Below are 21,936 nucleotides of genomic sequence, written 5' to 3' on the forward strand. Positions count from 1 at the left end.
AAGTTGTTGATAAATACGCCCGCGTTAGCGATTGAAACGGCATCCTTTTTGTTTTTCACAAAAAGATATAGTAGAAAGCGCGACCCTTGTGGTAACGCCCAAATTATTAACATAAGATTCTGAAACAAGTTCAGAATTACGCTTCGCTTACCCAAAAAACCCAATCATCAAATACAAAATAGTGGTAATTGCGCCACCAACTAATGCATAAGGCAATTGGGTTTTTACATGGTCTATATGATCACTAGCAGAAGCCATAGAGGAAATGATAGAAGTGTCTGAAATTGGCGAACAATGATCTCCAAAAATTCCTCCTCCTAAAGTCGCAGCCACAACTATGGTAATATCTGCTCCGTGCATGTTTGCCATAGGAACAGCAATTGCCAACATAATGGCAAAAGTTCCCCAAGAGGTTCCTGTAGAAAACGCAATAAAAGAACTAATTAGAAAAACTACTGCGGGTAATAACTCTGGCGATAACCACTCTTTTGTAGCATTGGCAACATACACTCCTGTTTCTAATTCTTTACAAGCATCACCTATTGCAAAGGCTAATAACATTAACAACGCCAAAGGCATTAACTCGCTGATTCCTTTCAGTGTTAAGTTTACGGCTTCCTTTGGTTTTAAAATTCCTTGCATAAAATACATGCTTATTGCCACTAAAATTGCTGTAATTACTGCATACAAAACAGATGATGAACCAGAACCTTCGCCAATTGCTTGTGAAGCACGATTCCAAAATGAGGTGGATGTTGTTACGGCATTCCAACCTGTATAAATCAAGTTGATGGGCATCATTAAAACCATCACCAAAAGTGGCACAATCATATTATAAGCTTTCGCTTCAATTCCTTCTTTTGGCGGAAATGAAGTAACTTCATCTGAAACCATTGGTTTAGAACCTTCGTTCATTAACAGACCTGTTTCTTTGGTTCTTTTTTCGGCTTTTTTCATCAATCCAAAATCTTTTTTTGATAGGATGATAAAAAACAAAATTCCAATTGCCAACAACGGATAAAAATTATATTTAATCGAGGCAATCATTACAGAAAACGGTTTTTCTATACCTTGAGTTAACAACAAACCCATAATAAAAGCGCCCCAAGCATTAAAGGGAATTAAGATAGATGAAGGTGCAGAACTAGAATCTGCAATATAAGCGAGTTTTTCACGCGGAATTCCTAACTTATCAAAAATTGGACGGTACAATGTTCCAACGGTTAAAGAACTAATGCTTGTTTCTACAAATAATAATAGTCCTGTAAAAGCGGCTAAAATTTGCACCATTACTCTGCTATAGCCGGTTTTTTTAGTTTCATATTTCACCAATTTTCTATTGATAATGTTTATAAAACCCTCAACTCCCTTAGAATATTGAATAAATATTAACAAAGAACCCACCAAAGCGCTAAACATAATGGTTCTTGTATTTCCTTTCGATTGAAACACATTTACCATCCCTTCAATCATTGCTAAAGTTCCTTCTAAAGGGTTCCATCCTTTCATAATCAACCAAGAAAACCAGATTCCGAATAACAAAGCGATGTACACTTGTTTTGTTCTTAACGCTAAAATGATGGCAACAATGGGAGGTAGTACTGAAAGAAATCCGTATTCCATAAGAAAAGATTTTATTTTTGGGAAAGGTAGTAAATTATTGTTCTTTTTGTAAATCGTTTTAATACATTAAGCTTCCTAACTAAAAATTAAATATTGGAATAATTAAAAAATAAGTGTAATTTTGTATCCAAGTAGATACAGTAAATATGTTTTTTATTGAAAAAACAACTGAATTTGACAAATGACTGAGAAAGCTAAAAGATGTAAAGACCAAATCGAAAATCTTGTTCAGAATTCAGAAATTAGAAAGCGATGCGCATTTTGGAGACTGCAAACCTGTTGTTGGCACCAGAATTAATGAAATACGAATAAATTTTGCCAAAGGTTATCGAATTTATTTTAAAATAAAGAATGGAGAAATAATTATTCTTTTAATTGGTGGAGATAAATCTACACAAAAAACAGATATTAAAAAGACGAAAGAAATTTGGAAAAATTGAACAAATCAAAAATATGGAAACTTCAAAATTTGACGTAGCAGATTATTTAGACAGCAAAGAAATGATTGCTGAGTATCTTAATACCGTTTTAGAAGAAGGAGACAATGCAGATATAATAAATGCCATTGGACATATTGCAAAGACCATTGGAATGACTAAAATTTCAGAAGAAACTGGATTAAGCAGACCTAGTTTGTATAAAGCATTATCCGATGGAGCAAAACCTCAATTTTCAACAATAATGAAAGTTTTAAAAGCTATTGGAGGACAAGTTCAAATAAACCCAATATCTGCCTAAAAATAATTTTTATGTCTAAATTCTATACAAAACTTACATCAAGGCTTCAAAAGTTTATCGAAGCACAAAAAATATTCTTTGTCGCTACTGCACCAAATTCAGGAAGAATTAATCTTTCTCCTAAAGGAATGGATTCTTTTAGAGTTGTTGATGAAAACCGTGTTTTATGGTTGAATGTTACAGGAAGTGGGAACGAAACTGCTGCACATTTGCTAGAAAACAAGCGTATTACCATTATGTTTTGTGCTTTTGAAGGTGCGCCAAATATTTTACGTTTGTACGGAAAAGGGAAAGAGATAAAAGAAGGTGATGCTTCTTGGGATGCATTAATTTCTTTGTTTCCAAAAACCCCAGGAACGCGTCAAATTTTTGATATTAACATAGAATCTGCGCAAACTTCTTGCGGCATGTCGATTCCGTATTTTGAGTACAAAGAAGAAAGAAATCAATTGAATGATTGGGCAGCAGAACAAGGCAAAGAAGGAATAAAAACCTATTGGGAAAACAGGAATCAAACAAGCATTGACGGTTTACCAACCAAAATTTTAGAGTAAAAAGTTATAATTTTTAAACGCTATCTACTTTTTTTATTGCAACTATAAAATCGTTTAACTCGTTGTTATTTATCACTAAATGAATCGCCTCATCACACACTTTTTCTACATTATCTATAGGAAAATGCAAACCAATAGCAATTTTTCGCATCAATTCAACTTCAATTAATTTAGCTTCTCCATCTACTAAAATCATTTTAGCCAAACGATACAAACGCTCTATTCTTTCCTCATAACTTGCAGGCGGGTTTATTGGAAATTTTTCAGGATTGTTTAAAATTACAGAAAACTCTTCTAAGGTGATATTTAAATTTATTCCAGCTCTAATTAGTAATTTTGTTTCACCATCACTAATTTTTCCATCTACTTTTGCAATTTTTACAATATTGGCAAAATGACCAATTTCTTGTTTGTGTTTTCCTGTAGAATATAAATCTGATATTGCCATTTTAAATTTTTTATAAAAGTAGCTAAAATGCTCTATTAATTATATTAAAAACACATTTTTAAACAAAAAAAATATAAAAAGGTAAAACGAATGTTTTGCTTTTTTGTATTTTGCTAAAAGATAGCATTTATATGAATATTCATTTATAAATTTACCTTCAAATATGAACAATTTTTCCTTCTTCAACAGAGAAAATATTACCAAAGATTTACGAGCAACCGAATTTGATGTATTGATCATTGGTGGTGGAATTACCGGAGCAGGAATTGCTTTAGACGCTGCTTCTAGAGGTATGAAAGTCGCGCTTATAGAAAAAAATGATTTTGCTTCAGGAACTTCGAGCAAATCTACAAAATTGATTCATGGAGGCTTGCGTTATTTAAAACAATTCGATTTTTGGTTGGTAAAAGAAGTAGGAACAGAACGTGCAATTGTTCATAAATTGGCACCACATTTAGTGATTCCAGAAAAAATGATTTTACCATTAATTGATGGTGGAACGTATGGTTCTTGGTTAACATCTATCGGATTAAAAGTCTATGATATTTTAGCATCTGTAGAGGGTGAAGACAAACGCAAAATGCTTTCTAAAGAAGAAGCTATAGAACAAGAACCTTTACTACCGTCAAAAATACTAAATGGCGCTGGTTATTATGCAGAGTACAGAACAGACGATGCACGTTTAACATTAGAGGTTTTAAAAACGGCGCTAGATTATGATGCAAAAATTATCAATTACACAGAAGCATCAGAATTTATTTATGAGGAAAATAGGGTAGTTGGTGCATCTGTAAAAGATATTTTTACCAACGAATCTTTCGATATTAAGGCAAAGTATGTAGTAAATGCAACTGGTCCTTGGGTAGATACTTTGCGTCAAACAAATCACTCTAAAACAGGCAAACGTTTACATTTAACAAAAGGTGTTCATTTAGTAGTTGCACATGAAAAATTACCTGTAAAACAATCTGTTTATTTTGATGTTCCAGATGGTAGAATGATGTTTGCAATTCCGCGTGGAAAAGTAACTTATTTTGGAACCACAGATACCAATTATCAAGAAGATAAAGACGATGTAAACACTAGTTTGGTTGATGCGACCTATTTGATCGCAGCCGTAAATAATATGTTTCCTAAAATTAATATTACTTTAGAAGATATTCAATCTTCTTGGGCAGGTTTGCGTCCGTTAATTCATGAAGAAGGAAAATCGGCTTCAGAATTGTCTCGAAAAGATGAAATTTTTGTGTCTGATACAGAATTAATTTCTATTGCTGGCGGAAAATTAACAGGCTATAGAAAAATGGCAGAACGAATTGTAGATTTGGTTGCTAAAAAATACGAACGAAGATTCGACAAAGAGTTTGAAGCTATTAAAACTAAAGAAATTGTACTTTCTGGAGGAACTTTTGCAAATTCTGAGGAGGTTAAAAGTTATATAGACGCCATTCATAATAGAATTGCTGAAGTTGGTTTTGATGAAAAAGATGCAAAATATTTGGTCTACAATTATGGAAAACAAACAGATGTAGTTCTACAGAAATACGATGATTTCTCTTTAGAAATGTCAGAAGAAAGTGATCAGAAAAAAATGATAAAAGCTGAAGTTTTATTCTGTATAGAAAATGAAATGACGTGCACACCTACAGACTTCTTTATGCGAAGAACAGGTCGTTTATTTTTTGACATGCAAAGCGTGATTTTGCATAAAGAGTTTGTATTCAGTCTATTTGAAAAAACATTTTCTTGGGATAAAAAAACGGCAGAAATGCATCAACAAGAATTAGAAGAAATGTTAAGAACTGCCACAACTTTTGAGTAGTTAACTAAAATTCACATAATACTTCAGACCCTTCAGGTTTTAGAAGGGTCTTTTTGTATATTAAACACTCTCTCGCAACAAACTTTTATAGGTTTTTCTTAAACTTGTTGGATGTACTCCTAATTTGTATTTTAAAAACACGTATCCGTTAATGAGATTTACTTTTAACCAAGAGTGGTCTTTGTATTTTCTTGCGCTAACAATGGCTTTAGATTGTATAATTTTAAACGGAATTTTTTGTTTCTTTACGCGGTCTATCATTTCAAAATCTTCCATAATACAAAACGCTTCATTATAACCGTTGAGCTCTTTAAAAATGGCTTTGGTAAAAAACTGACATTGATCACCGCCTCCTGAAAATAGCCCATCTTTGGCAGTAAATTTGCTGTTGAAATTTAATAATGCAGATTCTTTATCAAACTTATACGCAAAATAACCCACTTTATTTCCATTTTTTACTGCCTGAAAAATTTGAGTATAAAAATCTTCCGGAAGTTCAACATCTGCATGTAAAAAAAGGAATACATCTCCTTTGGCTTTGCTTGCACCAAAATTCATTTGTGCAGCTCTTCCTTTTGTATCGCTTTTTAAATAGCTAACTTTATCAAAGTTTTTACAAACATCTGAACTTGCATCTGAGGTTTCTGGGGAATTAGAAATAATTATTTCTAAAGGAAATTTGTTAGCTTGTTCACTTAAAAACGACAACCTCTTTAGAAGGTTTTCTTTCTCATTGTATACAGGAATAATGATACTTAATAGCATACTTAAACTTACGTAAATTTATATGAAACCGTTTTTTTTAATTCTTTTTTTAGTCGCTACTTTTAATTTCAATGCACAAGATACTGTAAATTACAGTGAAGTTTCTCAGGTTTTACTTCAAAATATTATGGATGGAAAATCCTATGATAAAGAAGTAAAAATTTTAGCAAATAGTTCTTTAGATGATTTGGTAGGTCAATTAAAAACCGACAAACAAAAAAATGCTTTTTGGGTAAATGTTTACAACTCGTTTATTCAAATATCTTTAACCGAAAACCCTAAGGAATATGAAGATAGAGGTACTTTTTTCAAAAAAGAACGCGTAAAAATTGCAGGTGAGACCTTATCTTTTGATGCTATTGAGCATGCTATTCTTCGCAAATCTAGAGTTAAATTGAGTTGGGGATATTTACGTAAATATTTTAGAGCAAAATGGGAGCGAAAATTGCGTGTTAAAAATATAGATTGGAGAATTCATTTCGCCCTGAATTGTGGTGCGGAAAGTTGTCCGCCAGTTGCTAAATTTACATCAGAGAATTTAGATAAAGAATTCGATTTTATGACAACACAATACCTGAAAGAACAAACTACCTATAGCAAAGAAACCAGAACTGCAAAATCGGTTTCTTTATTTTCATGGTTTAGAGCAGATTTTGGTGGTCTTTGTGGTGCAAGACAAATTTTAGCCGACTATAAAATTACACCAGAAAAACCTAAGAAGTTAGCATTTAATAGGTATGATTGGACGATGCGTTTGGGTAATTTTAAAAATATTCCAAAGTAAAACTACTCTTTATTTTCATTCGCTTCTATCTCTTCTGTTAAATCTAGCTCTCTTAACGTTGGATTTAGTGCTCCTGTAGCAACAACAGTTATTAAGGTCATGGTTCCACCAAAAACAACTGCAACCACAGGTCCTAATATTTTAGCCGCTAAACCACTTTCAAAAGCGCCTAATTCATTTGAAGAACCTACAAACATAGAGTTTACAGAAGAAACTCTACCTCGCATTTCATCGGGTGTTTTTAATTGCAAAATTGTTTGACGAATAACCATCGAAATTCCGTCTGCGGCACCACTTATAAATAACATCAAAAGACTTAGCCAAAAAATTGAAGACAGTCCGAAACCAATAATACTCAATCCAAAGATAAAGACAGAAACCAACATTTTTTTACCAGTATTTCTGTTGATAGGGATATAGGTTGTTAAGAACATGGTTACGATACTTCCCATAGAAATAGAAGCGTTTAAAAGACCAAAACCTTCTGGACCAACATTTAAAACATCTTGTGCAAAAACGGATAAAATTGCGACAGTTCCTCCAAATAAAACGGCAATCATATCTAAAGTTAAAACCCCTAAAATTGCTTTATTTTGAAAAACGAACTTTACACCAGCCTTTAAACTTTCTTTCATCGGTTCGCCAATTTTGGTGTTTAAAATTGGTTTCTTTTTAATTAAGAAAGTAAAAATAAAAGCTAAAATGACTAAGATAAAAACGAGGCATAATGTTTTGTCCACACCAATTTTTCCAATAAAAATACCTCCAAAGAGCGCTCCGGAAACAGATGCTGTTTTCCAAGTGCTTGTGCTCCAAGTTGCCGCATTATGATAGATTTTTTTAGGAACTAACAAAGCGACTAAAGAAAAAATTGTGGGTCCAAAAAATGAGCGAAGAAATCCGCCGAAAAAAACCAATCCGTAAATGGAATATAAAATGTAATTTGTAGACCAACTTTCTAGAACACTTTCTGTGGTTAATAAAAACAGTCCTAAACTAATCAAAGAAAAAGCCGCAGTACAAATGGCTAATAAATTTCTCTTTTCTTTTTGATCTACAATATGCCCCGCAAATAATGCCATTGAAAATGCAGGAATAATTTCCATCAAACCAATAATTCCTAAAGAAAGTGGGTCTTTTGTAATAGAATAAACTTGCCATTCTATTACAATAAACTGCATAGACCAACCAAAGACCAATAGAAATCTTACGAATAAAAAAATATTAAATTCCTTTATTCTTAATGCTGCGTAAGGATCATTTTTAGACATCTATTTAGCTCAATTTCATGTCCATTAAAATAGCAAAAGTTTGATTGATGTCTTGCTCTTTTACCACAATTGTCATTTCATTCGTCGTAGAAATAATTTCTTGAAGCGGAATGTCTGCCCAAGCTAATTGTTTTAATATAAAATAGTAAATACCCGATTGCTCTGTATTTTCTTTTGGTAATTTTATGGTGATAGAAGCCAAGTCTAACACATTAGAAATTAAGGTTTCTTGTTCAAAAATTTCTTCTACAAATGGTTGTAGGTTTTTACTAGTCACAATATTGGTTTCAAAGATTCCTTGAGAAACCGTTAAAAAATAGTCAGAACTTTCAGAAGATTTCGTTAAGATCTTTGCTATTTCTCTTAATAAAGAGGGCGTGTTTTTAAATGTAAAATCACATAAGTCTGATCTTACAATTACATCACCAAGATCTAAAGCAAGCTTTTTTATGTTTTTTCGTATGCGAAGTTCACTTGCTGGAGAAAGTCTGTTAATGGCCATCATCACTGCGCCAACCTTTACATCTTTCTTTAATACACTAGAAACTTCTGGTAAGATGATTCTTGCTAAAGAAGAAACATTGATCAGTTTTTCATGCAAAGCTTCTTCTATAAAGGGTGTTTTTCTAATGGTACTTTCTACAACTTCTTGTATTGTTTTCATACTGATTGTTTAATAAAACGTAATAATGTTCAAAATTAAACAATTAATCGAGTTTATCCGTCAACTTTTTAAATTCTTTTTTAGCATCTTTATGATTGTATAGAACATTAAAAACAGCGTCAATAATAGGTGTTTTTGCGCCATTTTCTTCTTTCATTTTAAAAGCGCTTTTAGTGGCATAATAGCCTTCTGCCACCATACTCATTTCCATTTGAGCAGATTTTACAGTGTATCCTTTCCCAACCATGTTTCCAAATTGTCTATTTCTACTAAAAACGGAGTACCCTGTTACTAACAAATCGCCTAAATAAGCAGAGTTATTAATATTGCGTTTCATCTTATGAACTTTTTTGATAAAGCGTTTCATTTCACGAATTGCATTGCTCATTAAAACGGATTGAAAATTATCTCCATAACCTAAACCATGTGCGATTCCTGCAGCAACAGCGTAAATATTTTTAAGCATCGCGGCATATTCAGTACCAATAATGTCATCAGAAATTTTAATTTTTATATACCAACTCTGTAATGAATTTCCAATCAACTTCGCATTTTCTTCATTTTGACATGCGATTGTTAAATAAGACAAGCGTTCCATTGCAACCTCCTCTGCATGACAAGGACCCGTTATGACACCAATGTTTTGAAAAGGAATATTGTATTCTTTATGGAAATGTTCACCTACAATTAAACCTGTTTCAGGCACAATTCCTTTGATGGCAGAAAAAATAATTTTATTTTTTAATGATACCTTTAGTTTATCCAATTCACTCATTAAAAAAGCAGAGGGAATCGCAAAAATAAGCACATCATAATTTGCAACCGTTTTATTGATATCGTTAGACAAATCTAACTGATTTGCATATACATCTGCAGCTCTTAAATACTTAGGATTGTGGTTGTTCTCTTTTATATGCTCGATGCTAGCCTCACTTCTCATATACCAACCAACCGTTTCTAAATTTTCTGTAAGCATTTTTACAATAGCTGTTGCCCAACTTCCACCCCCTAGCACCGCTATTTTTTTCTGTTCATTCATCATTCATTCATTTTGAACTTCAAAAGTAATAAAATTAGTATCTTTTTGATGAATACTTATCTGAATTATTATATTTGTTACTTATCTTACTTTAAAAATGAACGTACAAATAATTAACAAATCAAAACACGCTATACCTAACTACGAAACCAATGGTGCTGCAGGAATGGATTTACGAGCAAATATTAAATCTTCAATTACATTGAAACCTTTGGAAAGAGCCCTTGTAAAAACAGGTTTATGTATTGCTTTACCCATTGGTTTTGAAGCACAAGTAAGACCAAGAAGTGGTTTGGCTGCTAAAAAAGGGATTACGGTTCTAAATTCTCCTGGAACTGTAGATGCAGATTATCGTGGAGAAATTGGCGTAATTTTAGTAAACCTTTCCAATGAAGAATTTGTAGTAAATGATGGTGAACGTATTGCACAATTGGTAATTGCAAAACACGAAAGAGTAGATTGGAAAGAAGTAGCCATTTTATCTGAAACTGATCGCGGTGCCGATGGTTTTGGAAGTACTGGTGTTTGATTATAATACCAAAATAACATTAAAATATTACATATAATTTGGGTTTTCTTAATTCGTTCTCGGCACAATTTCAATAAAAAATTGAAATTATCCGAACAAACATTTAAAAAAAACTAGTAAATTATATATTTAATTTTAAAATAAAAAAATATGATTTTAGGAGTATGTGAATGGTTAAGTACAAAAACGCAGTTTTCAGCAAAAAATATTAGAATAGTATTTGTCTTATTGGTTTTATTTGCTGGTTTAGGCCTTGGAGCTTATTTAATATTATGGTTGGTGAAAATTATTTCTAAAGAATAAATTTAGAGAATTTTATAAACCTGACTCATTTTCCGAACCTTATCATGCATTAATTCAAAAGGAAGAAAAGTATGAGAATGGTATGTATAACCCGCTTTTTTATAAAATTGAAACGCTTGAGGCTGTGCATCCATCGCATCTAACCAAATAATTTTATAGCCTTTTTGTTGCGCTTCTTCTTCTAACCAAGAAAGTAACGTCTTTCCCAAACCTTTCCCTTGGGTTTTTGGATGTAAGTAAACACGATGTAACTTTACCTGTTTTTCTTCAAGCAAATTCGGCAGTTTTTCATCCCAAACAATTCTAAAATTTCCAACAATTTCACTCTTAAAAAGAATAAAGTAAAAGTCTGCATTTGCTTGAGAGAGTTCTTTTAAAGTGTTCTCTTTAGAATATTGAGAATTTACATACCAAGAACCATCATCTTTCCAGAAATGGCTGTATGCTGGTGGATAGATTTCTTGCATCAATTGAAATAACACTTTTGTATCTGTATTAGAAACCTCTTTTAATTGAATATTTTTAGTGACTTCAATCATATTTCAAATAAAAACTGCTATAGATTGATTATTTCTATAGCAGTTTGTTAAAATAACTTCTTTATAAATTCAAAAATATTAGATGAATTTTTTGTTCGAAGAACATTAGGAAAATAATTTCCAAAGATCCCGCTTTTTAGCGGGATTAGTTCAACAATTAATTTTTAATGCGTTGCTCTACAACTTTTAAAAATTAAGTTTCACTAACTTATTCTTGGTTTTCAATAGCTTCTTTTATTTTTCCTTCCAATTCTTCTGCCAATTCAGGATTGTCTTTAATTAAACCTTTTACAGCATCTCTACCTTGGCCTAATTTTGTGTCTCCGTAACTAAACCAAGAACCACTTTTCTTTACAATTCCTAATTCTACACCAATATCTAAAATTTCACCAACTTTAGAGATTCCTTGTCCGTACATAATATCAAATTCTGCAATTTGAAACGGTGGAGCTACTTTATTCTTTACAACTTTTACTTTGGTACTGTTTCCAATAACTTTATCTCCGTCTTTAATTTGCGTTCTTCTTCTAATATCTAAACGTACAGAAGCATAGAATTTTAATGCGTTTCCACCCGTTGTTGTTTCTGGATTTCCGAACATTACGCCAATTTTTTCACGTAATTGATTGATAAAAATAACCGTACAATTTGTTTTAGAAATAGTACCTGTTAATTTACGCAATGCTTGAGACATTAAACGTGCATGAAGCCCCATTTTAGAGTCTCCCATTTCACCTTCAATTTCAGATTTTGGTGTTAATGCCGCAACAGAATCAATTACAACAATGTCTATGGCGCCAGAGCGAATTAAGTTTTCTGCAATTTCTAATGCTTGCTCACCATGATCTGGTTGAGAAATAATTAAATTTTCTATGTCTACACCTAAATTTTCTGCATAAAAACGATCGAAAGCGTGTTCTGCATCAATAAAAGCTGCAATTCCACCTGCTTTTTGAGCCTCTGCAATTGCATGTAATGTTAAGGTTGTTTTACCAGAAGATTCTGGTCCGTAAATTTCAATTACTCTTCCTCTTGGATATCCACCAACGCCTAATGCTAAATCTAATCCTAAAGAACCAGATGAAATTGCGTCTATATCTTCTACTACAACATCTCCTAATTTCATTACAGAACCTTTACCATAGGTTTTGTCTAATTTGTCTAAAGTAAGTTGTAATGCCTTTAATTTTGCTGTTTTTTCTTTATCTGCTGCTGCCATAAATACTGCTAATAATTTTATTTTAAAAAGTATAGCAAGTTACGAAAAACTATAGTTTTTTTACTAAAAAATAATATTCATTTTTGTAGTATTGTTTCTTTAAAAATATAGGATGAAAGATGTTGTTAAATTACTTCATAAAAATAGTAGTGTAACCATTGAAAAAGGAGAGTTAATCTCTTTTAAAGTGAATGCAACTGAATACATACACCAAAAAGGAAGCAAAGGTTGGCGAAATTCTGATATTGAAATGTTTCCAGTAATTGGCCCAACAGCTAAAAATAATTTTAGAGTGCATACTAAAAATGGAGATGCCATTCAAGATCAACACGGTTTGTTAAGAGAATTGGAATATTCACTTTTTTCTTCGGGTAAAACCAGCGCTAAATTCATCAAAAGATATAAAAAAAATACTCAAATTGTAAATAGTAAATTTCCAAAAAAATCTACTGAAGCAATGCTCTCTTGGCCTTTTGATTTTACTTTTAAAAAACATTTTACATTAGAAAATAATACCTTAAAAATCGATTTTATAATTACTTCGGAAGTAGGAATGCCTTTTATGTTGGGCTACCATCCTGCTTTTTTATTATCGAACACCGGTCATGAGACTTTACTTGCCAACAATAAAAAAATAACTTTAAAAGAAGTTTATAAAGCAGGTCATAACGCTTTTCCCGTCTTAAATACTGAGAAAATCATTTTAGAAAATACCGATAAAAATCATTTAGAAATTTCCACAAAAGGCTTTGACAACTTTATGCTTTGGACAGCAGTAGATAATATGATTTGTATTGAACCAATTTCTAAATATACTTCGTATACAGATCAAAAATTTTCCGAAGAAAATATGCGTTTGTCAGAAGGTGAGAATACCTTTTCTTTTGAAATTAAAGTGTTAGACTTTGAATAAGACTCACCGCCATTTTATCATTCACAAACCTTGGGGAATGATTTCTCAATTTGTAAATCCTGCAAAAAGAAAGAAAAAATTGTTAGGAGAATTATTTGCTTTTCCTGAAGGAACCATGGCAATTGGTCGTTTAGATGTTCCTTCTGAAGGTTTGCTTTTATTAACAACAGATGGCAAAGTTTCGGAAGAAATTAGAAGTAGTACATACGAAAAAGAATATTATGTTCAAGTAGATGGAATTATTACTGAAGAGGCTGTAGAAAAATTAAAATCTGGTGTAGAAATTGGTTTTGACGGAAAAAAATACATCACAAAACCGGGGAAAGCTTTTTTAATAGAAGACCCTAAGTTTCCGTTAAGAAGTCAGAAAATTAGAGACGACCGTCATGGCCCAACAAGTTGGATTTCTATCGTTATAAGAGAAGGTAAATTTAGACAAGTCAGAAAAATGACAGCTGCTGTTGGTTTCCCAACATTGCGCTTAATTCGGGTAAGAATTGGTAAAATTGAATTAGAAAACTTAAAAATTGGCGATGTAAAAGAAGTGGAAAGCTTGGTTTAAATTATTTCTTACTCATTTTTTCAAAATACAAAATTCCCAACAACCCTAAACCTATTACAATTCCTCCAGAAGCATCTAAAAATTTTTGCCCTTTAAACATTGCATACACAGAAAAGAAAATTGACCCTAAACTAATTGCTATTATAAAATATGTAAGTGTTTTACTCATTGTTTATTTCTCTTATTTTTTATCCATTCTAATATGTGGAATTCCGTCTTCTAAATAGGCTTCTCCTACTTTTTCAAATCCATGAGATTCGTAAAATTTTTTCAGATATACTTGTGCAGAAATTGTAATTTCATCGACTTTAAAATACTTTTTTACAACGGCTATTGATGTTTTCATTAGATCGTGACCGAAACCATATGTACGTTCATTGGCAGCTACAACCACTCTACCAATACTTGCATTTTTAAAATAGTCTCCTGGTTTAAAAATACGTGTATATGCCACTACTTTATCATTTTTTAAACCATACACATGTAACGATTTTTGATCTTTAAAATCTAAATCTTGATATACACAATCTTGTTCTACCACAAATACTTCTGCTCTTAATTGAAGTATCTTATAAAGTTCTGTAGTTGTTAATTCTGAAAAAGGTTTTGTGATGAAATTCATATTTTAAAAGAAAAGATTCCTGCCTTCGCAGGAATGACAGACGAATTTAACAAGAAATTTTATGTACTCTGTTTGCGTGTCTCCCGCCTTCAAATTCGGTAGATAAAAAAATATCTACAAAACCAATTGCTTGTTGTAAAGACACAAAACGTGCAGGAATGGCTAAAATATTCGAGTTGTTGTGTTGTCTTGTTAAAGAGACCAACTCATTGTTCCAACACAAAGCTGCTCTAATGCCTTGGTGTTTATTTGCTGTCATTTGTGCACCGTTTCCGCTTCCGCATAAAATAATACCAAATGTTGCTTTACCAGATTCTACAGCATCTGCTGTTGGATGAATTGCATCAGGATAATCCATAGAATCATTTGTATCGGTTCCAAAATTTAGAACTGTAAAACCTTTTTCTTCTAAATGTTTTTTAATTTCGAACTTGTATTCTGTTCCTGCGTGATCATTACCAATAGCAATTGTCATAATAAGTTGATTTTAATTGAATTATCTTTGACAAAAATATAGAAATTAATGGGTATCAACAGTTATAAACAATCAAAATTTATACAATTTTAATAACTGTTTCGTTTTTAAGTTTTTAACGTTTTAAGAGAATGTTAAGAAGTTGCAATGAAAAAGGAATAAGTTTATTTGGTAAATCTAAATTTTATTACAATACAATGGCTTCCTTCACATACACAACTTTTTTTATTGATTTTTGATAAAAGTTTATCAACATAAAATTTACAATTTATTTACATAGAATGATCACATACTTATTCATAAAATTAGGTTGATAGCTGTTTATAAGTTTTGTTAACAACTCTATTTTAAGGTTGATTTTTAAGCTTTTAAATTACTCATAAAGTGTAGATGTTTTTTAATAACTCATATATTAAAATTAAAAAGAAACATTTTATAGCAGCTATTCACATACTATTATAAACACCATTGTTTTTTAAAAATTTATTAAAAGAAAAAGTATAATAGTATAGAATGTTGATAAGTGAAAAAACAAAAAGATAAAGCTACTTTTTACTTCAAATAAAAAGCATATCATTTAATATTGAAAAGTAAAATTATAGGAAGAATTAAAAATAGTTGGGAATGAGATTTACAGAAAACTAAACTGTTTTCTTTTCAGCTTTTAAAAGATAGGTAGTGTCTTTTTGAACTTCTACTGTTTCTTGTGGAGTTTCAATTTTATTCAAAGAAGAGTTTACCGTCATTACAGTTACAAATACACCTGCAATAAAGATAATAGCGAATAAAGTAATAATTTTATATAGATTTTTCATCTTTAAATAGATAACTTCTTTCTATAAAGACGTATAAATTTAGAAAACGTTACAGAAAATTTAAGATTTTTTTAACTTTTTAATTCATTGATACAAAATCGAACTGCTTTTTCTAAGATTTTTACCTTAATATTTCTCGTTCCAATTAATTCACCGTCTGCCTGAATAAAAGGTTTTGAGTTTTGTGGAATTACTGCAATCTCTTTTGTTTTATAAGTAGCTACTTTTTTATGATCTACTATTTTGCCTGAATATAATTTTGGAAGATTCAATACCAAATCTATAAGAGTGAGATTTTTAGCAATGCTAATGTCTAATAATCCGTCAGCAGAATTTACATCTTTTGTAAACTGCATTCCACCACCAGAAAATTTACAGATTCCAAAAATTACCATTAAACAATTGGTTTTTATAATTTTATCATCAAAAATAATTTTAAAAGTAGACTTTTTATAGAATAGCAAGCCATAAAGTCCGGCCAATACATAAGAAATAGTTCCAAACCTTTTTAAAGATTTTAATTTACTTACAATGTAACCATCATAGCCTATTCCTGCGACGTTATTAAAGTAAGAAATGCTTTTGTTTTCAGTTTCTAGAACACCAATATCTTGTAAAACTGTCTTTCTATTATTGATGATTTCAATCGCTTTTTCAATATGATTAGGAATGTGATAGGTTTTAATCCAATCGTTACCAGTTCCTAAAGGAATTACACCAATAGTTATATCCGAAGTTTTTGTGTATGTTTGCACCATTATTCCGTGAACCACATTATGTAATGTACCATCTCCACCAACGGAAATAATATTTCTAAACCCTTTTTGAATAGCGTTTTGTACCAATTCAATTTCATGTTTAGAAAATTGTGAAAAAGCAAAAGAATAGTCTAAGTTCTTATTGTTTAATAATTGCTGAATTTCCTTCCATCGTTTAGAAAAATTCCGATTTCCAGAAGTAGGGTTTGCAATTATAAACCAAGAATTCCTATTGATTTTATCAATATCAGACATAAAAAATAAATTAATAAGTAAACAAAATACAATATAAAAACATAACAGTTTATTCATAAGAATTCATCGAATAAATTGTAGTTTAGTATCATACAAACAGAATAACGTATACATGACAAAAAAGAAAAAAGGAATATTTAAAAAGAAAGGTAATGTTGTAAAAGACTTAACTAGAAATATTTTTAGAGTATTAAATGAAGACAGCGAAAAGTCTTACAACCACAAGCAAATAGCTGCAAAATTAAAGATTTCTGATACGGATGGAAAAAACCAAATTATTAAGAAATTGGCAGAATTAACCAGCAATAAAAAAGTAAAAGAAGTAGATAGAGGTAAATTTCAAATACATGTAGATAGAAAATACTCTGTAGGTACTTTAGATGTTACCTCTAACGGAAATGGGTATTTTATTACTGATGATTATGAAGATGATATTTTTATACCAAATATAAATTTGGGCAAAGGTTTGCATCAAGATACTGTAAAAGCTTATGTGTATAAAAAACGAAGCGGAAAGAAATTAGAAGGAGAAGTTGTTGAAATTATAGAACGTGCAAAAACAGATTTTGTAGGTGTTTTACAGAAACATAAAACAAAACCTTTTGGGTTTGTAATTGCAGACAATCATAAAATGTACGCAGATATTTTTATTTCAGAAAATAAAATGAATGGAGCAGAAGATGGTGACAAAGTACAAGCATCTATTTCTGATTGGCCAAAGAATTCTAAAAATCCGTTTGGAAAAATTACCGCAGTTCTAGGAAAACCTGGAGATCATAACACAGAAATGCATTCTATTTTATTAGAATATGATTTGCCTTTTGAGTTTCCAACGGAAGTAGAAAAAGACGCAGAAAACCTTTCTTTAGAGATCACCAAAGAAGAAATAGGATTGCGTAGAGATATGCGTAAAGATTTAACCTTTACGATAGATCCAAAAGATGCAAAAGATTTTGATGATGCATTATCATTTACAAAATTAAAAAACGGAAATTTCGAAATAGGAATTCACATTGCAGATGTTTCGCATTATTTACAGCCAAAAACTATTTTAGATGATGAAGCTTATGAGCGTGCAACTTCTGTTTATTTAGTAGATAGAGTGGTACCAATGTTGCCAGAAATGTTAAGTAATGGTGTTTGTTCTTTAAGACCAAACGAAGAAAAATTGACCTTTTCAGCCGTTTTTGAAATCAACAACAAAGCACAAATTGTAAAGGAATGGTTTGGTAGAACGGTAACGTATTCAGATCAGCGTTTTGCTTATGAAGAAGCGCAGGCGATCATAGAAAATGTAGAATTGTCTGATGAGATTCAACCCTATACAATGCCAGTTGATATTTCTATCATTGATAAGGAATATGAGGTTGCTACAGAAATTGTAGAAGCAACATTGCAATTAGATAAATTGGCAAAAATGCTTCGTAAAAAAAGAATGAAACAAGGTGCTATTTCTTTTGATAGAGTAGAAGTAAAGTTCGATTTAGATGAAGACGCAAACCCAGTGGGTGTTTTCTTTAAAACGTCTAAAGACGCTAATAAACTAATTGAAGAATTTATGCTATTGGCCAATAGAAAAGTAGCAGAATTTATTGGAAGATCGAAAGGAAAACCCTCTGGAAAAACATTTATTTACAGAGTACACGATGAGCCAGATATAGAGAAATTAACTTCTTTAGAAAATATTATTGGTAAATTTGGCTATAAAATTAATACAGAGACAAAAGCGTCTACATCAGAATCTTTAAATCAGTTATTAAGTGATGTGCATGGCAAAGCAGAATCGAATATGATTGAAACACTAGCTATTAGAACCATGTCTAAGGCAGTGTATACTACTCAAAATATTGGTCACTATGGTTTGGCTTTTGATTATTACAGTCATTTTACGTCACCAATTAGGCGTTATCCAGATGTAATGACACATAGGTTGCTACAACATTATTTAGATGGCGGAGACACGCCAAAACCAGCACCATATGAAGAAAAGTGTAAACATTCTTCAAAAAGAGAAGAATTAGCGTCTAAAGCAGAACGAGACTCTATAAAATACATGCAAGTTAAATACATGCAAGATCATAAAGACGAAGTATTTGATGGCGTAATTACAGGAGTTACAGAATGGGGTATTTACGTAGAAATTACTGCAAACAAGTGTGAAGGAATGGTTAGAATTAGAGATATAAAAAGTGATTATTATGTTTTTGACGAAAAGCAATATGCTATTATTGGACAATCTAGTAAAAATAGGTATCAATTAGGTGATGTTGTAAAAGTACAGGTGAAAAAAACCGATTTAGAGCGCAAACACTTAGATTTTAATTTGATTGAAGAATAGATAATACACACAGTTTTGTCAAGCAGAAAGCGTATCACACAAGAGTGAGCAACCATAGTATAGAGCTTCTTTTAGAAAAATAAACTGTGTAGAATATTTTAGGAAAGAACAATATTAATTTTTAAGAATAAATAATGATTTTAACTACCACCCATAACATAGAAAATTTTAATATAGTAGATTATTTAGGAATTGTAACGGGTACAGCTTATGATTCTAGCTATTCATCTAAAGGAGATAAAATGTCTTTTAAAGACATGTTTAGTACTTCTAAATATTATGAAAAGTATGCTATAGGACTAGAATTTATAAAAGAAAAAGCATTTCAAAATTTAAAGGATAATGCAAAAAAATTAGGAGCAAATGCTGTAGTAGGTATTCAATTAGATATAGAACCTGTTGCAAATTCAACAACTTTATTAGTTTCAATTACTGGAACTGCAGTTAAAGTGGAGGAATAGCATTTTAAAAAAAATAGTTTTCAAAACAATAAAAAGGAAAAAAAAAGGTTAAGTAATTAAATAAGATACACTTACAGAAGCCAAGTTTCATTCGTTTTTTTAACGATTTTAGCACAATAATAATCCTAAAAACTCTTTATATTGGTACGCTTATTGATTTAAGTACACTAATCAAACCTTAAAAGATGAAAAAAATAATTTTCTTAATAGGACTGTTTGTTCCTTTTTTAACGAATGCACAAACTACCATCACTAAAAATCTTGGAGATTATACTACTTTAAAAGTGTATAATGGAATAGAAGTAGCCTTGATAAAATCTACGGATCAGAAATTAGAAATTACAGGAGAAAAGTCTGAAATGGTAAAAATTAAAAATGTAGACAATACTTTAAAATTGTCTTTACCATTTTCTTTAAAACCTGAAGACAATGCCGCAGAAGGTAAAATTTTAATAAAAGTGTTCTATAATAAAACAATAGAAACAATAGATGCAAATGAAGGTGCAACCATAACAAGTAAAGATTTTGATCAAGATAAAGTGAGTGTAAATGCACAAGAAAGAGCATTTATCAATCTAACAACAAAAACAAATTACTTAAAAGTAAGAGCTTCTTCTGGTGGAATTGTGAAAGTTTCTGGAACTGCAAAAAATCAAGAAATAGATGTAGACTTGTATGGTATTTACCATGGTTTTAACTTAATATCTGAAGGAAATTCAGCAATTAAAGCTGGTACAGGAGCAAAAGCAGAAGTGAATGCTGGCGAAACCTTAAATGCTAAAGTAAGTTTTGGAGGTACCATTTTCTACAAAGGAAACCCAGAAGTTGTAAAAGACAAAAAAGTAATTGGTGGTATTATAGAGAAAAGAAATTAAGAGAATAACTACAAAAGAGTACTATAACAACCTTTTTTGTATCTTTGTAATTAATAAAAATTAAAAAAGATGAATACTTTATCTATATATTTCGGAATGATAGGTGGCATGCAAATAGCCATAATTGTTGTGGTGGTGCTACTTTTTTTTGGTGGTAAAAAAATACCAGAATTAATGAAAGGTTTAGGAAGTGGAATTAAAGAATTTAAGAACGCTTCTAAAGAAGATTCAGAAGAGCAAATAGAAGAAAAGAAATAACGTTAAAAAACTTCTTTTTTTGAACAATAAAAAAGCGCTATTTTTTAAAAAATAGCGCTTTTTATTGTTTGAACTAAATTAATCCCCCAATTGATTTATTTCAATTATCCTGCAAATGTAGCTTCTATATTACTTAAAAACGAATTTTTTGTAAAAAATCGTAAGAGCATTCATTTTTAAAGTGAAAAGAGCCACAATTATCTATACATATGTTATAATTTTTCTTTTTAATATTCTAAGAAAAAAAACTTTTAAAAAGGATAAAACATATTATTTAGTTGTTTTTTTGGGTTTAGGATTCTTCATCGCTTCACCAATTTGATTACTTGCTGTAAAACTTGCTACCATATCGTTTAACATTTGACTACCCGCTTGTGGTGAATTTGGCAATAGAATTAAATTACTGTTGGTTTCCTGCCCAATAGATTGTAGCGTATCATAATGTTGCGTTACAACGATTAAAGCAGATGCTTCTTGTGAGTTGATACCCACTTTGTTTAAAACTTCTACAGACTCTTCTAAACCACGTGCAATTTCACGTCTTTGATCTGCAATACCTTGTCCTTGTAAACGTTTGCTTTCTGCTTCTGCTTTTGCACGCTCTACAATTAAAATACGTTGTGCATCGCCTTCAAATTGTGCTGCTATTTTTTCTCTTTCTGAAGCATTAATTCTATTCATAGCCTCTTTTACCTGTGCATCTGGATCTATGTCTGTTACTAGAGTTTTAATAATATCAAAACCATAATCTGACATGGCATCATTCAATTCCGTTTTTACAGCAATCGCAATATCATCTTTTTTTACAAAAACATCATCTAATTTCATTTTTGGCACTTCGGCACGAACTACATCAAAAACATACGAAGTTATTTGATCATGCGGATAATCTAATTTATAGAAAGCATCATAAACCTTTTCTCTAATTACTTTGTATTGTACAGAAACTTTTAGCTTTACAAAAACATCATCTAAAGTTTTAGTTTCAATAATAACGTCTAATTGCTGAATTTTTAAACTCAACCTTCCTGCCACTCTATCGATAAGCGGAATTTTAAATCGCAGACCAGATTGGCTAATCGTGTTAAAACGACCAAAACGTTCTAAAATAGCTGCTGATTGTTGTTTTACAGTATAAAAGGAAGCAAAAATTAGAAGGATAATAAGCGCTATAATAATAAATGGAACAGTATTCATAACATGGTTATTTAGTAGTTAATAATTGATTTATTGTAAAGATACTGAAAATCAGCATTTAATTATTTGACGCAGATTTAAAAAAATGTTACAGTTTTAAAAACTAAAG

At 31.0% G+C, this 21,936-nt stretch carries 27 protein-coding genes; 13 read left to right on the forward strand and 14 right to left on the reverse strand.

The annotated features are described in order from the left end of the window. Positions 1-147 precede the first annotated feature (147 nt). A complete protein-coding gene (locus Q0998_RS04955; RefSeq protein WP_299667044.1) occupies positions 148-1,623 on the reverse strand; it encodes a Na+/H+ antiporter NhaC family protein in 1,476 nt (491 codons plus the stop codon). A 185-nt stretch (positions 1,624-1,808) separates the two neighbouring features. On the opposite strand from Q0998_RS04955, the gene Q0998_RS04960 reads away from it, so the two are divergent. From Q0998_RS04960 to Q0998_RS04970, 3 genes are read left to right on the forward strand one after another with little or no spacing between them, the layout of a single operon-like run. Continuing rightward, complete coding sequence (locus Q0998_RS04960; protein ID WP_299667174.1) at positions 1,809-2,063, forward strand: type II toxin-antitoxin system RelE/ParE family toxin; 255 nt, start codon at positions 1,809-1,811, stop codon at positions 2,061-2,063. 13 nt (positions 2,064-2,076) lie between these two features. Next, on the forward strand, positions 2,077-2,361 hold the full coding sequence (locus Q0998_RS04965) for an addiction module antidote protein (RefSeq protein WP_299667046.1): 285 nt from the start codon (positions 2,077-2,079) through the stop codon (positions 2,359-2,361). 11 nt (positions 2,362-2,372) lie between these two features. Next, complete coding sequence (locus Q0998_RS04970; protein WP_299667048.1) at positions 2,373-2,915, forward strand: pyridoxamine 5'-phosphate oxidase family protein; 543 nt, start codon at positions 2,373-2,375, stop codon at positions 2,913-2,915. Positions 2,916-2,928: 13 nt separating this feature from the next. On the opposite strand, the gene Q0998_RS04975 is transcribed toward Q0998_RS04970, so the two are convergent. Further along, positions 2,929-3,363: a TerB family tellurite resistance protein gene (locus Q0998_RS04975; protein ID WP_299667052.1), complete on the reverse strand. Its 435-nt coding sequence runs from the start codon at positions 3,361-3,363 to the stop codon at positions 2,929-2,931. Between the two features lie 163 nt (positions 3,364-3,526). Between Q0998_RS04975 and Q0998_RS04980 the strand changes: the two genes are divergently transcribed. Then, a complete protein-coding gene (locus Q0998_RS04980) occupies positions 3,527-5,185 on the forward strand; it encodes a glycerol-3-phosphate dehydrogenase/oxidase (protein WP_299667053.1) in 1,659 nt (552 codons plus the stop codon). A 60-nt stretch (positions 5,186-5,245) separates the two neighbouring features. Here Q0998_RS04980 and Q0998_RS04985 read toward each other — a convergent pair whose 3' ends face one another. Continuing rightward, the gene (locus Q0998_RS04985) at positions 5,246-5,950 is read right to left on the reverse strand and encodes a TIGR04283 family arsenosugar biosynthesis glycosyltransferase (protein WP_299667055.1); all 705 of its coding nucleotides are present in this window, start codon (positions 5,948-5,950) and stop codon (positions 5,246-5,248) included. A gap of 22 nt (positions 5,951-5,972) precedes the next feature. On the opposite strand from Q0998_RS04985, the gene Q0998_RS04990 reads away from it, so the two are divergent. After that, positions 5,973-6,734: a DUF547 domain-containing protein gene (locus Q0998_RS04990; protein WP_299667057.1), complete on the forward strand. Its 762-nt coding sequence runs from the start codon at positions 5,973-5,975 to the stop codon at positions 6,732-6,734. 2 nt (positions 6,735-6,736) lie between these two features. On the opposite strand, the gene Q0998_RS04995 is transcribed toward Q0998_RS04990, so the two are convergent. Genes Q0998_RS04995 through Q0998_RS05005 form a run of 3 tightly spaced genes read right to left on the reverse strand, consistent with a single transcriptional unit; the run spans position 6,737 to position 9,708 of the window. Then, entirely contained in the window at positions 6,737-8,005 is a 1,269-nt protein-coding gene (locus Q0998_RS04995) for an MFS transporter (protein WP_299667059.1), read from the reverse strand. Between the two features lie 4 nt (positions 8,006-8,009). After that, positions 8,010-8,669, reverse strand: coding sequence for a hypothetical protein (locus Q0998_RS05000; RefSeq protein WP_299667061.1), 660 nt, complete (start codon positions 8,667-8,669; stop codon positions 8,010-8,012). A gap of 43 nt (positions 8,670-8,712) precedes the next feature. Next, a complete protein-coding gene (locus tag Q0998_RS05005; protein WP_299667063.1) occupies positions 8,713-9,708 on the reverse strand; it encodes an NAD(P)H-dependent glycerol-3-phosphate dehydrogenase in 996 nt (331 codons plus the stop codon). A gap of 97 nt (positions 9,709-9,805) precedes the next feature. Here Q0998_RS05005 and dut point away from each other — a divergent pair, with 97 nt between their 5' ends. Further along, entirely contained in the window at positions 9,806-10,237 is a 432-nt protein-coding gene (dut, locus tag Q0998_RS05010) for a dUTP diphosphatase (protein WP_299667065.1), read from the forward strand. A gap of 150 nt (positions 10,238-10,387) precedes the next feature. Beyond that, positions 10,388-10,540: a PspC domain-containing protein gene (locus Q0998_RS05015; protein WP_299667067.1), complete on the forward strand. Its 153-nt coding sequence runs from the start codon at positions 10,388-10,390 to the stop codon at positions 10,538-10,540. 2 nt (positions 10,541-10,542) lie between these two features. Here Q0998_RS05015 and Q0998_RS05020 read toward each other — a convergent pair whose 3' ends face one another. Further along, complete coding sequence (locus Q0998_RS05020; RefSeq protein WP_299667069.1) at positions 10,543-11,079, reverse strand: GNAT family N-acetyltransferase; 537 nt, start codon at positions 11,077-11,079, stop codon at positions 10,543-10,545. 208 nt (positions 11,080-11,287) lie between these two features. Next, complete coding sequence (recA, locus tag Q0998_RS05025) at positions 11,288-12,298, reverse strand: recombinase RecA (RefSeq protein WP_299667072.1); 1,011 nt, start codon at positions 12,296-12,298, stop codon at positions 11,288-11,290. 112 nt (positions 12,299-12,410) lie between these two features. On the opposite strand from recA, the gene Q0998_RS05030 reads away from it, so the two are divergent. After that, positions 12,411-13,211: an aldose 1-epimerase gene (locus tag Q0998_RS05030; protein ID WP_299667074.1), complete on the forward strand. Its 801-nt coding sequence runs from the start codon at positions 12,411-12,413 to the stop codon at positions 13,209-13,211. Then, positions 13,204-13,773 carry a pseudouridine synthase gene (locus tag Q0998_RS05035; RefSeq protein WP_299667077.1) on the forward strand — a complete coding sequence of 190 codons (570 nt, stop codon included), beginning with the start codon at positions 13,204-13,206 and terminating at the stop codon, positions 13,771-13,773. Before Q0998_RS05030 ends, Q0998_RS05035 begins: the two co-directional genes overlap by 8 nt. 1 nt (position 13,774) lies before the next feature. Here the strand turns inward: Q0998_RS05035 and Q0998_RS05040 are convergent, their stop codons facing one another. The 5 genes from Q0998_RS05040 to Q0998_RS05060 all read right to left on the reverse strand — a co-directional run bounded on the left by Q0998_RS05040 (position 13,775) and on the right by Q0998_RS05060 (position 16,698). Continuing rightward, positions 13,775-13,942, reverse strand: coding sequence for a hypothetical protein (locus Q0998_RS05040; RefSeq protein ID WP_299667080.1), 168 nt, complete (start codon positions 13,940-13,942; stop codon positions 13,775-13,777). Positions 13,943-13,954: 12 nt separating this feature from the next. Then, positions 13,955-14,395 carry a GNAT family N-acetyltransferase gene (locus Q0998_RS05045; protein ID WP_299667082.1) on the reverse strand — a complete coding sequence of 147 codons (441 nt, stop codon included), beginning with the start codon at positions 14,393-14,395 and terminating at the stop codon, positions 13,955-13,957. Between the two features lie 46 nt (positions 14,396-14,441). Next, entirely contained in the window at positions 14,442-14,870 is a 429-nt protein-coding gene (rpiB, locus tag Q0998_RS05050) for a ribose 5-phosphate isomerase B (RefSeq protein WP_299667084.1), read from the reverse strand. A 641-nt stretch (positions 14,871-15,511) separates the two neighbouring features. Continuing rightward, positions 15,512-15,685 (reverse strand): hypothetical protein, encoded by a 174-nt coding sequence (locus Q0998_RS05055; RefSeq protein ID WP_299667086.1) that lies wholly within the window; start codon positions 15,683-15,685, stop codon positions 15,512-15,514. Positions 15,686-15,756: 71 nt separating this feature from the next. Further along, entirely contained in the window at positions 15,757-16,698 is a 942-nt protein-coding gene (locus Q0998_RS05060; RefSeq protein ID WP_299667088.1) for a diacylglycerol kinase family protein, read from the reverse strand. Positions 16,699-16,810: 112 nt separating this feature from the next. On the opposite strand from Q0998_RS05060, the gene rnr reads away from it, so the two are divergent. From rnr to Q0998_RS05080, 4 genes are all read left to right on the forward strand, one after another. Then, positions 16,811-19,036, forward strand: a complete 2,226-nt coding sequence (rnr, locus tag Q0998_RS05065) for a ribonuclease R (RefSeq protein ID WP_299667090.1) — start codon at positions 16,811-16,813, stop codon at positions 19,034-19,036. Positions 19,037-19,170: 134 nt separating this feature from the next. Next, on the forward strand, positions 19,171-19,497 hold the full coding sequence (locus tag Q0998_RS05070) for a heavy metal-binding domain-containing protein (protein WP_299667093.1): 327 nt from the start codon (positions 19,171-19,173) through the stop codon (positions 19,495-19,497). A 185-nt stretch (positions 19,498-19,682) separates the two neighbouring features. Next, complete coding sequence (locus tag Q0998_RS05075) at positions 19,683-20,372, forward strand: head GIN domain-containing protein (RefSeq protein WP_299667096.1); 690 nt, start codon at positions 19,683-19,685, stop codon at positions 20,370-20,372. A 69-nt stretch (positions 20,373-20,441) separates the two neighbouring features. Beyond that, on the forward strand, positions 20,442-20,630 hold the full coding sequence (locus Q0998_RS05080; protein WP_299667100.1) for a twin-arginine translocase TatA/TatE family subunit: 189 nt from the start codon (positions 20,442-20,444) through the stop codon (positions 20,628-20,630). Positions 20,631-20,900: 270 nt separating this feature from the next. Here the strand turns inward: Q0998_RS05080 and Q0998_RS05085 are convergent, their stop codons facing one another. Next, positions 20,901-21,827, reverse strand: coding sequence for an SPFH domain-containing protein (locus tag Q0998_RS05085; RefSeq protein ID WP_299667103.1), 927 nt, complete (start codon positions 21,825-21,827; stop codon positions 20,901-20,903). Positions 21,828-21,936 lie beyond the last annotated feature (109 nt).

The organism is uncultured Polaribacter sp. (assembly GCF_947501385.1).
In the GTDB taxonomy this organism is placed as follows: domain Bacteria; phylum Bacteroidota; class Bacteroidia; order Flavobacteriales; family Flavobacteriaceae; genus Polaribacter.